The organism is Pseudomonas sp. H3_A02 (genome assembly GCF_054671965.1).
Genome location: NZ_CP162807.1, coordinates 2,536,103 through 2,549,485 on the forward strand (window position 1 = coordinate 2,536,103; position 13,383 = coordinate 2,549,485).

A 13,383-nucleotide genomic window follows, 5' to 3' on the forward strand; every position below is an offset into this window, starting at 1 on the left:
GGAGGCTCCGGGTGCTTAATAAACTAATTTGTCCATTATGGACTTTTAGTTTTGTTGAGCAATATCCCGGGGCAAAAAAGAGCGCAGCCGGTCCTGGCTGCGCTTTTTGCTCTGTGGCGACGGTTAAGGGCGCTTGCGCTCGACCGGTCGCAACAGGTGGGTCGGAGGCATTTCACAACTGATCTTGCGACCCAGCAACGCCTCGATCGACGGCAGCTGGTAGGAGTCATCTTCACCGGCGAAGCTGATCGAAACCCCAGCGGCCCCGGCACGACCCGTACGGCCGATACGGTGCACGTAGTCGTCCGGGACTTCCGGCAGGGTGAAGTTGATCACGTGGCTGATGCCGTCGATGTGGATACCACGACCGGCCACGTCGGTGGCAACCAGCACGCGGATCTTGCCCTCGCGGAAACCTTCGAGGGTCTTGATGCGCTTGTGCTGGGGCACGTCGCCCGAAAGCTGGGCGGCGTTGACGCCATCGCGTACCAGGCGTTCTTCGATGCGCCGCACTTCGTCCTTGCGGTTGGCGAACACCATCACGCGCTCCCAACCGTTGTCGTTGACCAGGTTGTAGAGCAGCTTGTATTTGTCGGCACCGGCGACTGCGTAGATGTGTTGCTCGACGTTTTCGCTGGCGACGTTCTCGGCTTCGATCTCGACGATGGCCGGGTCGGTGGTCCACTGCTTCGCCAGGTTCATCACGTCTTCGGTGAAGGTGGCGGAGAACAGCAGGGTCTGGCGTTCGCTTTTCGGTGGGGTCTGGCGAATGATCTGGCGCACTTGCGGAATGAAGCCCATGTCGAGCATGCGGTCGGCTTCGTCCAGCACCATCACTTCGACCATATCCAAGTGCACGTCGCCGCGCTGGTTGAAATCCAGCAGGCGGCCCGGCGTGGCGACCAGGATATCGCAATGGCGGGCTTCGAGGTGCTTGAGCTGCTTGTCGAAATCCATGCCACCCACGAACGTCATGACGTTCAGGCCGGTGTACTTGGTCAGGTCGGCGGCGTCCTTGGCGATCTGCACCACCAGCTCGCGGGTCGGCGCGATGATCAGCGCCCGCGGTTCGCCCATGTAGCGTTCCTTGGGCGGTGGTGTCTGCAGCAATTGGGTGATGATGGAGATCAGGAACGCGGCGGTCTTGCCGGTGCCGGTCTGGGCGCGACCGATGGCGTCTTTGCCGGCGAGGGTGTAGCCCAGCACCTGCGCCTGGATCGGCGTGCAATATGGGAAACCCAGGTCCTGGATGGCATGCATCAGTTCCGGGGCGAGCTTGAAGTCGTGGAAGCGCGTCTTGCCTTCCTGGGGTTCTACGGCGAAGTCCTCGAGTTTCCAGGCGACGACCGGCGGTTTCGGTGCGCGTTCGCGGCGCGGCCGGGGGGCTTCGTTGCGTGGTGTCTCGGGCTCGGGGGGCGTAACAGGCTGGGCGACGGGTTCTTGTTTCGCCTGTGCAACGGGGGCCGCCCGGCGCGGTTGTTGCGCATCGGTACGGCTCGGGCCGTGGGTCGGCGCAGGGGAGCCAGGCGCGAGTTGCTCGGCCTCGCTTTTACCGAACATCTTCTTGAGTGCTTTGAGCACGGTCATCTCATCGATTGGTTAAGGAATGTACGCCGGCCAGTGTAATGCAAGAAACGGGCGCGGCGTAGTGGGATCGTCAAAGGACCGGCGTGGCGATTGGCCGCTTAGCGCAACCGTTCGGCCAGCCAGGTGCCGATGTCGTGAATCTCCTCGGGTAACACTTCGTGGCCCATTGGGTATTCCTGCCATGTCACGGTGACACCATGCTGCTTTAAATACTCTTTTGCGGTCCGGCCCATGGGATTGAGTACCACTTCGTCGTATTGGCCGTGCAGCGCCAGCACCGGAATGCGTTGCTGGCTGGCCGACAGTTGCAGTTCATCGCTGAACGTCGGTGCATAAGTAGACAGCGCGATCACGCCGCCCAGTGGCCCCTGCCATTTCACGAAGGCAGTGTGATAAACCACCGCGCCACCTTGGGAGAAACCGGCGAGGAAAATCCGCGAGGCGTCTATTCCGCTGGCTCGCTGGGTTTCGATCAGGCCAATGACCCGTTGCGCCGAGGCTTCGAGTTGCTGCTCGTCAATGGCCCGCGCCGGGCTCAAGGCACGGATGTCGTACCAACTGGGCATCTCATAGCCGCCGTTGATCGTTACTGGCTGGGTGGGGGCCTGGGGTAGAACGAAACGGGTCTGGGTCAACGTTCGCTGCAATATTTCGGCGACCGGCATGAAATCATAACGATCTGCACCCAGGCCGTGGAGCCAGATAACGCACGCATCAACAGTGCCGCTGGGCTCGAGAATCAAGGGGTCGGTCATGGTTGTGCTCCAAATCTGTGCGGGTGCGCTCAATCAGTGCGTGATTACAGTGCGCTCCCGGTGCCTCAGTTAATTAGATGTCGCAAAGTTGAAAGTTTTTGTCTTGACGTGTTTTACATGGCCCAAGCGCAGCGGTCTGGTACGGGCTTTGCTATGGGGTAGCTGAGTGATGATTCTTGCGCTGCGCGGTAACACTATCAGTTAGACGCGCCGCATGGGATATCAGAAATCCGGTGATGAATGTTCGCCAATAGCCGCTACGGGCTTCGCGAACGTGAAGGGCTACAGCCCGTTCGGCCGTTTGGTGAGAGATGGGCATGACCACTGTTTACGGACATCCTCATTATTAGACTCATAGCGAAGGTCCAGACGTCGGTTGACCCTAAAAAAAGCCAACAAGGGTCGGCAATGCCCCATAAGGGTGCGACAGGGCTCGAGCTCCGACACAACAAGAGCAAAACTGGAGGTTTGAATGAAGTTACTGAAATCCACCCTGGCAGTCGTGACTGCAGCAGCAGTACTCGGCGTCAGTGGGTTCGCTCAGGCGGGTGCAACCCTGGATGCCGTACAGAAGAAAGGTTTTGTGCAGTGTGGTGTGAGTGATGGCCTGCCGGGTTTCTCGGTGCCTGATTCCACCGGCAAGATTCAGGGTATCGACGCCGACTTCTGTCGCGCCGTGGCCGCTGCCGTATTCGGCGATGCGACCAAGGTCAAATTCAGCCAATTGAATGCCAAGGAGCGTTTCACCGCGCTGCAGTCCGGCGAAATCGACATCCTGTCACGCAACACCACCATGACCAGCTCCCGTGATGCCGGCATGGGCTTGGTGTTCCCAGGCTTCATTACCTACTACGACGGCATCGGCTTCCTGGTCAACAACAAGTTGGGCGTCAAAAGCGCCAAGGAACTGGACGGCGCAACCATCTGCATCCAGGCCGGTACCACCACCGAACTGAACGTCTCCGACTACTTCCGCGGCAATGGCCTGAAGTACACCCCCATCACTTTCGACACTTCCGATGAAAGCGCCAAGTCGCTGGAATCCGGTCGCTGCGATGTGCTGACCTCCGACAAGTCCCAGCTGTTCGCCCAGCGCAGCAAGCTGGCTTCGCCGAAGGACTACGTGGTTCTGCCAGAAACCATTTCCAAGGAGCCACTGGGCCCGGTCGTGCGTAATGGCGACGAAGAGTGGTCGAAAATAGTGCGCTGGACTGGCAATGCCATGCTCAACGCTGAAGAAGCCGGCATCACTTCGAAAAACGTCGAAGCCGAAGCCAAGTCCACCAAGAACCCGGACGTCGCCCGTATGCTCGGCGCTGACGGTGAATACGGCAAGGACCTGAAGCTGCCGAAAGACTGGGTCGTGCAGATCGTCAAGCAAGTTGGCAACTACGGTGAAGTGTTCGAGCGCAACCTCGGCAAGGGTACTCCGCTGGAAATCGATCGCGGCCTGAACGCTCTGTGGAACGCTGGCGGCATTCAATACGCACCACCAGTGCGCTGATGGTTCTATCACCCGGTGGGCCAACCACCGGGTGATGTTCTGTTCCATTCCTTGCGGGGCACTTCATGCAAAATTCAATCGGCGCACCTAAGCAGAGGCTCAGCCTCAGCGATCCACGAGTGCGTGCGTGGGTATTTCAGATCGTCACCATCGTGGCGGTTATTTCGTTGGGCTGGTTTCTGTTCGATAACACGCAGACCAACCTCGAGCACCGGGGCATCACTTCCGGTTTCAGCTTCCTGGAGCGCAGTGCCGGTTTTGGCATCGCTCAAACCCTGATCGACTACACCGAAGCGGACAGCTATGCCCGCGTCTTTGTCATCGGGTTGCTCAACACACTGCTGGTGACGTTCATCGGCGTGATCCTGGCAACGATCCTCGGTTTCATCGTCGGCGTGGCCCGACTGTCGAAAAACTGGATCATCGCCAAAGTAGCGACGGTGTATGTGGAAGTTTTCCGCAACATCCCGCCGCTGCTACAGATCCTGTTCTGGTATTTCGCGGTGTTCCTGACCATGCCGGGGCCGCGCAACAGCCATAACTTCGGCGACACCTTCTTTGTCAGCAGCCGCGGCCTCAACATGCCGGCGGCGCTGGTGGCGGAAGGGTTCTGGCCGTTCGTGGCCAGTGTCGTGCTGGCGATTGTCGCCATCGTGCTGATGACCCGCTGGGCCAACAAGCGCTTCGAAGCGACCGGCGAGCCGTTCCATAAGTTCTGGGTGGGCCTGGCGCTATTCCTGGTAATCCCAGCGTTGTGCACGCTGATCTTCGGTGCTCCCGTGCATTGGGAAATGCCGGAGCTCAAGGGTTTCAACTTTGTCGGTGGCTGGGTACTGATTCCGGAATTGCTGGCCTTGACCCTGGCGCTGACGGTGTATACCGCGGCGTTCATCGCCGAGATCGTGCGTTCGGGCATCAAGTCGGTCAGCCATGGCCAGACCGAGGCGGCTCACTCGCTGGGTCTGCGCAACGGTCCGACCCTGCGCAAGGTGATCATCCCGCAAGCCCTGCGCGTGATCATCCCGCCGTTGACCAGCCAATACCTGAACCTGGCGAAGAACTCCTCCCTGGCAGCCGGTATCGGTTACCCGGAAATGGTTTCGCTGTTTGCCGGCACGGTGTTGAACCAGACCGGCCAGGCCATCGAGGTGATCGCGATCACCATGAGTGTGTACCTGGCGATCAGTATCAGCATTTCCTTGCTGATGAACTGGTACAACAAGCGCATTGCGCTGATCGAGCGGTGAGGAAAAGCGCATGACATCCCATACTTTCAAACCTGATATGCCGCCGCCGAGCAAAGTGTTCGGGCCGATGGCATGGATGCGCGCGAACATGTTCTCCAGCTGGCTCAATACGCTGCTGACGCTGTTCGCGTTCTACCTGATTTACCTCGTGGTCCCGCCGATCCTCAGTTGGGCTATCCTCGATGCCAATTGGGTCGGCACCACCCAGGCCGACTGCACCAAGGAAGGCGCCTGCTGGGTGTTCATCCAGCAGCGTTTCGGCCAGTTCATGTACGGCTATTACCCGACGGATCTGCGCTGGCGCGTAGATCTGACCGTGTGGCTGGCCGTGCTCGGTGTCGCGCCGCTGTTCATCTCGCGCTTCCCGCGCAAGGCGATCTACGGCCTGAGCTTCCTGGTGCTGTACCCGATCATTGCCTGGTGCCTGTTGCACGGTGGGGTGTTCGGTCTGGCCACGGTGGCAACCAGCCAATGGGGCGGCCTGATGCTGACCCTGGTGATCGCCACTGTCGGTATCGCCGGCGCGTTGCCACTGGGCATCGTCCTGGCCCTGGGCCGGCGCTCGAACATGCCGGCGATTCGCGTGGTCTGCGTGACCTTCATCGAGTTCTGGCGCGGTGTGCCGTTGATCACGGTGCTGTTCATGTCGTCGGTGATGCTGCCGCTGTTCCTGCCCGAAGGCATGAATTTCGACAAGCTGCTGCGGGCATTGATCGGGGTGATCCTGTTCCAGTCGGCCTACGTGGCCGAAGTGGTGCGCGGCGGCCTGCAAGCCATTCCCAAGGGCCAGTACGAAGCGGCCGCGGCGATGGGCCTGGGGTACTGGCGCAGCATGGGCCTGGTGATTCTGCCGCAAGCCTTGAAGATGGTCATCCCGGGTATCGTCAACACCTTCATTGCGTTGTTCAAGGACACGAGCCTGGTGATCATCATCGGCTTGTTCGACCTGCTCAACAGTGTGAAACAAGCTGCCGCCGACCCGAAATGGCTGGGCATGGCCACTGAAGGCTATGTGTTCGCCGCCCTGGTGTTCTGGATTTTCTGTTTTGGTATGTCCCGCTATTCCATGCATTTGGAACGCAAGCTGGACACTGGCCACAAGCGTTAGGAGCGTAGTTTATGAGTGAAGCGATCAAACAGCCTGTGAGCCCTGAAGGCATTATTCAGATGCAGGGCGTCAACAAGTGGTACGGCCAGTTCCACGTGTTGAAAGACATCAACCTGAACGTCAAGCAGGGCGAGCGTATCGTGCTGTGCGGCCCTTCGGGCTCCGGCAAGTCCACCACCATCCGCTGCCTCAACCGTCTGGAAGAGCACCAGCAGGGTCGCATCGTGGTCGACGGCGTGGAACTGACCAACGACCTCAAGCAGATCGAAGCGATCCGCCGTGAAGTTGGCATGGTGTTCCAGCATTTCAACCTGTTCCCGCACCTGACCATCCTGCAGAACTGCACCCTGGCGCCGATGTGGGTACGCAAGATGCCCAAGCGCAAGGCCGAGGAAATCGCCATGCACTACCTGGAGCGCGTACGCATTCCAGAGCAGGCGCACAAATACCCGGGCCAGCTCTCCGGCGGTCAGCAACAGCGTGTGGCCATCGCCCGTGCCCTGTGCATGAAACCGAAAATCATGCTGTTCGACGAGCCGACTTCGGCCCTCGACCCGGAAATGGTGAAAGAGGTACTGGACACCATGATCGGCCTGGCCGAAGACGGCATGACCATGCTCTGCGTGACCCACGAAATGGGCTTCGCCCGCACTGTGGCCAACCGCGTGATCTTCATGGACAAGGGGGAAATCGTCGAACAGGCCGCGCCGAACGACTTCTTCGACAACCCGCAGAACGACCGCACCAAGCTGTTCCTGAGCCAGATCCTGCATTGATCCCTTAGGCAATGAAATAAGCCCGGACTTGTCCGGGTTTATTTTTTGCTGCTTCGGCTGCTCAGGAAGCCGTGAGGGTTTCGTGCTCCTTGTGCACCGTCGTCTTGAATCCTCTCAAGTCCGCGCCTTCAGCCAGGGCTTGCGCATCTGCAAGCAAATGCGGGTAGCGATCAAGCAGGCGCATCAGCAGCATCAACGCTTTTGGTGGCAATACCTCACCGCGCTCATAGCGGGAAAACGCGTTGTGCCCGCCACCTGACAACAGCGCCACCGCTTCTTTTTGGGAGAGATGCAGTTTGCGACGGATGCGTTTCATTTCTTCGCCAATCATCTTCCTGGCGGCGATGACCAGTTCATCCCCTGCGTTCGTGTGACGATCCGAACAACCGGGGTCGAGTTCGACCTCGCCGCACATTTGGCATTCCCAGCCAGACAAGTCATCGATCCGACGTTCCAGTCCCTTGACGCGCAGGGTTTCTGCGCGGCCTTCGAAATGCGACATGCCCTGCGGAGCGCCACAGCTGAAGCACTGTTGAGCTTTCATGGGGTTTTCTCCTTGAATGAGATCACCGGTGGGCCTCCGCTTGGGCGGTAGGTCACCTTGATGTAAATTTCCAGACCCTGTGAGTGGGTGTGGTAGACGTCGTGCCAGACCCGATGGTCGTCGTAGGTCGTTACGGACTTGTAGAACTGCTGGCGCTGAAGTCCACACGCAACCTCCAACATGTCCGAAACTGTCAAGCCCAGCGTCCCGGCGGTTTTTGTCGCGGTGGTGGTGAATGCCTTTCCTCCCAGCCGCTTGATATCCGCCTTGATCACGCCCAGGTCGTAATGGGGTGTGCTCTTGTTCATAAGGCCCTGTTCCAAAATTACCCTCAAAGGGTAATTTTGACCAATCAATAATTTAGTTTCTTTTCCCTCCCATTGACCTAGGCGGTTGCCGTCCTACGCGAAGCTGACTAACATGTCAGAAAATTCATCCTATGATTGGATGAAAAGGCGAGTCCCATGTCAGCTATTTCCCCATTAATAAAACGCTCCCTGGTCGATCAAGCTCTGGAGCAATTGCGCCAGCGCATCAGCGATGGTGTGTGGTCCGTCGGCCAGCGCCTGCCCACCGAGCCGGAGTTGGTGGCGGAGTTGGGGATCAGCCGCAACACGGTGCGCGAAGCGATGCGCGTGCTGGCCTTTTCCGGGCTGATCGAGATCCGCCAGGGCGACGGCAGCTACGTGCGGGCGGTGGTCGATCCGCTGGATACCCTCAAGGTGCTGTCGCGCTGTTCGCTGGAACAGGCCCGGGAAACCCGGCACATCCTGGAAGTCGAGGCCATTGGCCTGGCGGCGCTGCGGCGAACCGATGAGGATTTGCTTGCCTTGCGCCGGGCGCTGCAAGCCAGTAGCGAGCATTACCACGGCGACCTGGAGCACTACATCGCCTGCGACCTGGTGTTCCACCGCCTGCTGGTAGACGCCGCGCACAACCCTGCGCTGAGCGAGCTCTATCGCTACTTTTCCAGCGTCATCGGCGCACAATTGCGCCAGAGCCTCAGCATCATTCCCCGCCATCAACATGTGTTCGACCTGCACGTCGAAATTCTCGAAGCCGTCGAACGCCAAGACCCGGAGCAGGCCAAGACCCTCTGCCGGCAGTTGATCAATGAACCCTGAATCCGAGCTTTCCATGTCCCGCGATCTGCTTGACCCTGCTACCTCGACGGCGTCCAAACGCGCCGCCGAACTCGAAGAACTGTTGATCGACGCCGAGGCCGACGATGAACAGGCCCAGCAGCGCCATCCCTTGGTGCGCCGGCCTTGGTTGTTGCTGCTCGGGCTGATCCTGGTGGCGTTGAACCTGCGTCCGGCGTTGTCGAGCATGGCGCCGTTGCTCAGCGAAGTGTCAAAAAGCCTTGGCCTGTCGGCTGCCCAGGCCGGTTTGCTGACCACGTTGCCTGTGCTTTGCCTGGGCCTGTTCGCACCGCTGGCGCCGGTGCTGGCGCGGCGCTTCGGGGCCGAGCGCGTGGTGCTGGGGATCTTGCTGACACTGGCGGGGGGGATTGTCCTGCGCAGTGCGTTCGGTCAGGTCGGGCTGTTCGCCGGCAGTATCCTGGCCGGTGCGAGCATCGGCGTGATCGGCGTGCTGCTGCCGGGCATCGTCAAGCGCGACTTCGCCAAACAGGCCGGCGCCATGACCGGTGTCTACACCATGGCGCTGTGCCTGGGCGCGGCGATGGCGGCCGGGGCAACGGTGCCGTTGAGCGAGCACTTTGGCCACGACTGGGCCTTGGGCCTGGGGTTCTGGGTGGTTCCGGCGCTGCTGGCTGCGGTGTTCTGGTTGCCGCAAGTGGGCGAGAAACACGGCGCCCATCAGGTGGCGTACCGGGTCCGTGGCTTGCTGCGTGATCCCCTGGCCTGGCAAGTGACCTTGTACATGGGGTTGCAATCGTCCCTGGCCTACATCGTGTTCGGTTGGCTGCCCTCGATCCTGATTGGGCGTGGCCTGACCCCGACCCAGGCCGGGCTCGTGCTGTCCGGCTCGGTCATCGTGCAGTTGATCAGCTCCCTCGCCGCGCCCTGGCTGGCAACGCGTGGCAAGGACCAGCGCCTGGCTATCGTGATCGTCATGGTCATGACCCTGGGCGGGTTGTTCGGTTGCCTCTACGCACCCATCGACGGCTTGTGGGGCTGGGCGATCCTGCTGGGCTTGGGGCAGGGCGCGACCTTCAGCCTGGCGCTCACGCTGATCGTGTTGCGTTCGCGGGATGCCCATGTGGCCGCCAACCTGTCCAGCATGGCCCAGGGTTTTGGTTATACGCTGGCGTCGCTGGGGCCCTTCGCGGTGGGCGTGGTCCACGACTTGACCGGCGGCTGGAATGCCTTGGGCTGGATCTTCGGCCTGATTGGCCTGGGAGCGATCATCGCAGGCATCGGCGCAGGCCGGGCGTTATATGTCGGAGTCAGCAGCGAAAGAGTCACTGACCGTAGTTGATATCATTTTCATGGCGAATGACGATAGTCTTCCCGGCGGCGGCAGATTATCGTGCAGGCCTACTGAAACGTTTTTCGGAGCCGGTCCATGAGTGATGCCCACAACGCCTTGATCACCCGTTTTTATCAGGCTTTCCAGCGCCTGGACGCCGAGGCCATGAGCGCCTGCTACACCGACGACGTGGTGTTCAGCGATCCGGCGTTTGGCGAGTTGCGCGGGCGCGATGCCGGCGACATGTGGCGCATGTTGACGACCCGGGCCAAGGACTTTTCCCTGACCTTCGATAACGTGCGCAGCGACGAGCGTACCGGCGAGGCGCATTGGGTAGCGACCTACCTGTTCAGCCAGACCGGCAACATCGTGATCAACGACATCCAGGCGCGCTTCGTTTTTCGCGATGGCAAGATCTGCGAGCACCGTGACAGCTTTGATCTGTGGCGCTGGTCCCGCCAGGCGTTGGGCACCAAGGGCCTGCTGTTGGGGTGGACGCCGCTGGTGCGCAACGCCGTCAGGGCCCAGGCGCTCAAGGGGCTGCGGGCGTTCCAGGCCAGTCGCTGATAAGATCGCGGCTTGTCTTTGTCCACCTGTTGAACCTCTTGTGACGACCGCCGACCTCTCTCCCGATCTGCCTGTACAAGGCCCCGCCGAAGCGGACAAACCCTGGTTCGTCTACCTGGTGCGGGCTGCCAATGGCTCGCTGTACTGCGGCATCAGTGATGACCCGGTACGACGCTTCGCCAAGCACCAAAGCGGCAAGGGCGCGCGCTTCTTCCTGTCCAGCCCGGCCGTGGCCCTGGTGTATACCGAGGCTTGTCGCGACAAAGGCGAGGCCCTGCGTCAGGAGCGGCTGATCAAAAAGCTCAAGAAAAGCGCCAAGGAATGCCTGGTGGCCAGTGGGCTGTCGCTTTATCAGCCTGGCTGATAGGCCTTTATCAGGCCGGTAGGCTGGCCCGGTCAGGCGCGCTAAGCTGCAAAGCTTCATTCCTGCAGTGGCGAATCTCATGTCAGAGCTGATTCTTCATCATTACCCAACGTCTCCTTTCGCGGAAAAAGCCCGACTGTTGCTGGGCTTCAAAGGCCTGTCCTGGCGTTCGGTGAGCATTCCGCCAATGATGCCCAAGCCTGACCTGACGGCACTGACGGGCGGCTATCGCAAGACCCCGGTATTGCAGATTGGCGCGGACATCTATTGCGATACGTCGTTGATGGCCCGCCGGCTGGAGCAGGAAAAAGCCTCGCCGGCACTGTTCCCCGAAGGCCGGGAAATGCTGGCCGCGTCCTTTGCCGCCTGGGCCGATTCGGTGGTGTTCCAGCATGCCGTGAGCCTGGTGTTCCAGCCGGAGTCGGTGGCGGTGCGGTTCGCCAAGCTATCGCCTGAAGCCATCAAGGCGTTCGTCAGCGACCGCGCCGGGTTGTTCAGTGGCGGCACGACTACGCGTTTGGCCGCAGAGCAGGCCAAGCACCAGTGGCCGACGATCATGGCGCGTCTCGAGCAACAGCTGCAGCGCGAGGAGGGCGATTTCCTGTTGGGTGATCCATCGATTGCCGACTTCGCCATGGCCCATCCGCTTTGGTTCCTCAAGGCCACGCCGGTGACTTCGCCGCTGGTGGACACGTATCCGGCGGTATCGGCATGGCTGGCGCGGGTGCTGGGCTTTGGCCATGGTGCATCGAGCCAGATGAGTTCCGAAGAGGCCTTGGAGGTTGCCCGCAACGCGACACCGGCAGCGCTGCCGAATGAGGCATTCGATGAACCGAATGGGTTCACGGCAGGGCAGTCGGTGACCATCGCCGCGACGGACTATGGCGTTGATCCGGTGGCTGGGGAGTTGGTGTTTGCGGGTAGCGAGGAGTTGATTCTGCGTCGTGAAGACGAACGTGGCGGGGTGGTGCATGTGCACTTTCCGCGGTTTGGCTTCCGGATCGAGGCCCGATGAACAACGGATGATCCTGGGGGAGCAAGCTTGCTCGCGATGGCGCCAGATCAGTCGATATTGATGTTGAATGTTAGTCCGCTATCGCGAGCAAGCTCGCTCCCACAGGAGGGTATGTCGTTCAGCGGATCTGCGTTTGCCGCCAATTACTGTGGGAGCGAGCTTGCTCGCGATGAGGCGCCCTCGAACCTATATCTTCAGCACCCCGCCGAGCATCAGTTGCGGCGCTTGAGCTGATCAGTCAGCGACGTCGGCAAGCCCTTGATGATCAACGTACCGGCTTCCTCGTCATACTCGATCTTGGAGCCCAGCAAGTGCGCTTCGAAGCTGATGGACAAGCCTTCGGCGCGGCCGGTGAAGCGACGGAATTGGTTGAGGGTACGTTTATCCGCCGGGATTTCCGGGGACAACCCGTAGTCCTTGTTGCGGATGTGGTCGTAGAAGGCTTTCGGGCGATCTTCGTCGATCAGCTCGGACAGTTCTTCCAGGCCCATGGGCTCGCCGAGCTTGGCCTGGCTGCTGGCGTAGTCCACCAGGGTCTTGGTCTTTTCCCGGGCATCGTCTTCCGGCAGGTCTTCGCTTTCGACGAAGTCACTGAAGGCCTTGAGCAGGGTGCGGGTCTCACCGGGGCCGTCGACGCCTTCCTGGCAGCCGATGAAGTCGCGGAAGTACTCCGAGACCTTCTTGCCGTTCTTGCCCTTGATGAACGAGATGTACTGCCTGGACTGCTTGTTGTTCTGCCATTCCGACACGTTGATCCGAGCCGCCAGGTGCAATTGGCCCAGGTCCAGGTGGCGGGACGGTGTCACGTCCAGTTCATCGGTCACCGCCACACCTTCGCTGTGGTGCAGCAGGGCGATGGCCAGGTAGTCGGTCATGCCCTGCTGGTAATGCGCGAACAACACGTGGCCGCCCACCGACAGGTTGGACTCTTCCATCAGCTTTTGCAGGTGTTCCACCGCCACGCGACTGAACGCGGTGAAATCCTTGCCGCCGTCCAGGTACTCCTTCAGCCAGCCGCTGAACGGATGCGCCCCGGACTCGGCATGGAAAAAGCCCCAGGCCTTGCCTTGCTTGGCGTTATAGCTTTCGTTGAGGTCGGCGAGCATGTTCTCGATGGCCGTGGACTCTGCCAGTTCGGAGTCGCGGGCATGGAGCACAGCAGGGGTGCCGTCGGGTTTTTTGTCGATCAGGTGGACGATGCAATGACGGATCGGCATGGATTTCTCGGCTGATGAAAGAGAGGAGGGCGCGCTCCCCGAAAAAGGGCCCAGTGTACCGCAATCACTGGTTTTGGAACCCCGCAAAGGCCCTTTCAGACCCGTCCGACCGCCTATATGCATTTTTTTAACGTTTTAGCGCAAGAAAGCTGACCAAATGGGTAGCTAGAGGCGGATATTTCAGAGGCGTTGTGCTAGTTTTGCCCGGTCTTACGCGAAGTCACTGCGTTAAGCGTGCATTCAGCATCTGTCAGGTCGAACCAAAC

14 protein-coding genes are annotated in these 13,383 nt (G+C 60.3%); 9 read left to right on the plus strand and 5 right to left on the minus strand.

The features are described from left to right. Window positions 1-123: 123 nt before the first annotated feature. Together rhlB and AB4N80_RS11165 are read right to left on the minus strand one after the other, a co-directional pair. On the minus strand, window positions 124-1,587 hold the full coding sequence (gene rhlB / locus AB4N80_RS11160; RefSeq protein WP_122567184.1) for an ATP-dependent RNA helicase RhlB: 1,464 nt from the start codon (window positions 1,585-1,587) through the stop codon (window positions 124-126). 98 nt (window positions 1,588-1,685) lie between these two features. Continuing rightward, complete coding sequence (locus AB4N80_RS11165; RefSeq protein WP_122567183.1) at window positions 1,686-2,342, minus strand: alpha/beta hydrolase; 657 nt, start codon at window positions 2,340-2,342, stop codon at window positions 1,686-1,688. Window positions 2,343-2,814: 472 nt separating this feature from the next. On the opposite strand from AB4N80_RS11165, the gene AB4N80_RS11170 reads away from it, so the two are divergent. The 4 genes from AB4N80_RS11170 to AB4N80_RS11185 all read left to right on the plus strand — a co-directional run bounded on the left by AB4N80_RS11170 (window position 2,815) and on the right by AB4N80_RS11185 (window position 6,977). After that, on the plus strand, window positions 2,815-3,846 hold the full coding sequence (locus AB4N80_RS11170) for an amino acid ABC transporter substrate-binding protein (RefSeq protein WP_122567182.1): 1,032 nt from the start codon (window positions 2,815-2,817) through the stop codon (window positions 3,844-3,846). 65 nt (window positions 3,847-3,911) lie between these two features. Then, the gene (locus AB4N80_RS11175; protein WP_122567181.1) at window positions 3,912-5,093 is read left to right on the plus strand and encodes an amino acid ABC transporter permease; all 1,182 of its coding nucleotides are present in this window, start codon (window positions 3,912-3,914) and stop codon (window positions 5,091-5,093) included. 10 nt (window positions 5,094-5,103) lie between these two features. Beyond that, window positions 5,104-6,201 carry an amino acid ABC transporter permease gene (locus AB4N80_RS11180; protein WP_122567180.1) on the plus strand — a complete coding sequence of 366 codons (1,098 nt, stop codon included), beginning with the start codon at window positions 5,104-5,106 and terminating at the stop codon, window positions 6,199-6,201. A gap of 11 nt (window positions 6,202-6,212) precedes the next feature. Beyond that, window positions 6,213-6,977, plus strand: a complete 765-nt coding sequence (locus tag AB4N80_RS11185; RefSeq protein ID WP_003178331.1) for an amino acid ABC transporter ATP-binding protein — start codon at window positions 6,213-6,215, stop codon at window positions 6,975-6,977. Window positions 6,978-7,038: 61 nt separating this feature from the next. On the opposite strand, the gene AB4N80_RS11190 is transcribed toward AB4N80_RS11185, so the two are convergent. After that, entirely contained in the window at window positions 7,039-7,521 is a 483-nt protein-coding gene (locus AB4N80_RS11190; RefSeq protein ID WP_122567179.1) for a type II TA system antitoxin MqsA family protein, read from the minus strand. Beyond that, window positions 7,518-7,829: a type II toxin-antitoxin system MqsR family toxin gene (locus AB4N80_RS11195; protein WP_122567178.1), complete on the minus strand. Its 312-nt coding sequence runs from the start codon at window positions 7,827-7,829 to the stop codon at window positions 7,518-7,520. Before AB4N80_RS11195 ends, AB4N80_RS11190 begins: the two co-directional genes overlap by 4 nt. A 156-nt stretch (window positions 7,830-7,985) precedes the next feature. Here AB4N80_RS11195 and AB4N80_RS11200 point away from each other — a divergent pair, with 156 nt between their 5' ends. The 5 genes from AB4N80_RS11200 to AB4N80_RS11220 all read left to right on the plus strand — a co-directional run bounded on the left by AB4N80_RS11200 (window position 7,986) and on the right by AB4N80_RS11220 (window position 11,900). Continuing rightward, on the plus strand, window positions 7,986-8,645 hold the full coding sequence (locus AB4N80_RS11200) for a FadR/GntR family transcriptional regulator (RefSeq protein ID WP_122567177.1): 660 nt from the start codon (window positions 7,986-7,988) through the stop codon (window positions 8,643-8,645). Further along, on the plus strand, window positions 8,635-9,963 hold the full coding sequence (locus tag AB4N80_RS11205) for a CynX/NimT family MFS transporter (protein WP_460082002.1): 1,329 nt from the start codon (window positions 8,635-8,637) through the stop codon (window positions 9,961-9,963). Before AB4N80_RS11200 ends, AB4N80_RS11205 begins: the two co-directional genes overlap by 11 nt. An 87-nt stretch (window positions 9,964-10,050) precedes the next feature. Continuing rightward, the gene (locus AB4N80_RS11210) at window positions 10,051-10,521 is read left to right on the plus strand and encodes a nuclear transport factor 2 family protein (protein ID WP_122567175.1); all 471 of its coding nucleotides are present in this window, start codon (window positions 10,051-10,053) and stop codon (window positions 10,519-10,521) included. Between the two features lie 40 nt (window positions 10,522-10,561). Beyond that, on the plus strand, window positions 10,562-10,885 hold the full coding sequence (locus AB4N80_RS11215) for a GIY-YIG nuclease family protein (RefSeq protein WP_305491050.1): 324 nt from the start codon (window positions 10,562-10,564) through the stop codon (window positions 10,883-10,885). A gap of 79 nt (window positions 10,886-10,964) precedes the next feature. Beyond that, the gene (locus tag AB4N80_RS11220; protein ID WP_122567173.1) at window positions 10,965-11,900 is read left to right on the plus strand and encodes a glutathione S-transferase family protein; all 936 of its coding nucleotides are present in this window, start codon (window positions 10,965-10,967) and stop codon (window positions 11,898-11,900) included. 212 nt (window positions 11,901-12,112) lie between these two features. On the opposite strand, the gene yejK is transcribed toward AB4N80_RS11220, so the two are convergent. Continuing rightward, window positions 12,113-13,117, minus strand: a complete 1,005-nt coding sequence (gene yejK, locus AB4N80_RS11225) for a nucleoid-associated protein YejK (RefSeq protein ID WP_024777637.1) — start codon at window positions 13,115-13,117, stop codon at window positions 12,113-12,115. Window positions 13,118-13,383 lie beyond the last annotated feature (266 nt).

Bases quoted from the DNA above. Each gene is read 5' to 3' on its own strand.
- rhlB (WP_122567184.1), bottom strand. From the start codon at position 1,587: ATGACCGTGCTCAAAGCACTCAAGAAGATGTTCGGTAAAAGCGAGGCC.
- AB4N80_RS11165 (WP_122567183.1), bottom strand. From the start codon at position 2,342: ATGACCGACCCCTTGATTCTCGAGCCCAGCGGCACTGTTGATGCGTGC.
- AB4N80_RS11170 (WP_122567182.1), top strand. From the start codon at position 2,815: ATGAAGTTACTGAAATCCACCCTGGCAGTCGTGACTGCAGCAGCAGTA.
- AB4N80_RS11175 (WP_122567181.1), top strand. From the start codon at position 3,912: ATGCAAAATTCAATCGGCGCACCTAAGCAGAGGCTCAGCCTCAGCGAT.
- AB4N80_RS11180 (WP_122567180.1), top strand. From the start codon at position 5,104: ATGACATCCCATACTTTCAAACCTGATATGCCGCCGCCGAGCAAAGTG.
- AB4N80_RS11185 (WP_003178331.1), top strand. From the start codon at position 6,213: ATGAGTGAAGCGATCAAACAGCCTGTGAGCCCTGAAGGCATTATTCAG.
- AB4N80_RS11190 (WP_122567179.1), bottom strand. From the start codon at position 7,521: ATGAAAGCTCAACAGTGCTTCAGCTGTGGCGCTCCGCAGGGCATGTCG.
- AB4N80_RS11195 (WP_122567178.1), bottom strand. From the start codon at position 7,829: ATGAACAAGAGCACACCCCATTACGACCTGGGCGTGATCAAGGCGGAT.
- AB4N80_RS11200 (WP_122567177.1), top strand. From the start codon at position 7,986: ATGTCAGCTATTTCCCCATTAATAAAACGCTCCCTGGTCGATCAAGCT.
- AB4N80_RS11205 (WP_460082002.1), top strand. From the start codon at position 8,635: ATGAACCCTGAATCCGAGCTTTCCATGTCCCGCGATCTGCTTGACCCT.
- AB4N80_RS11210 (WP_122567175.1), top strand. From the start codon at position 10,051: ATGAGTGATGCCCACAACGCCTTGATCACCCGTTTTTATCAGGCTTTC.
- AB4N80_RS11220 (WP_122567173.1), top strand. From the start codon at position 10,965: ATGTCAGAGCTGATTCTTCATCATTACCCAACGTCTCCTTTCGCGGAA.
- yejK (WP_024777637.1), bottom strand. From the start codon at position 13,117: ATGCCGATCCGTCATTGCATCGTCCACCTGATCGACAAAAAACCCGAC.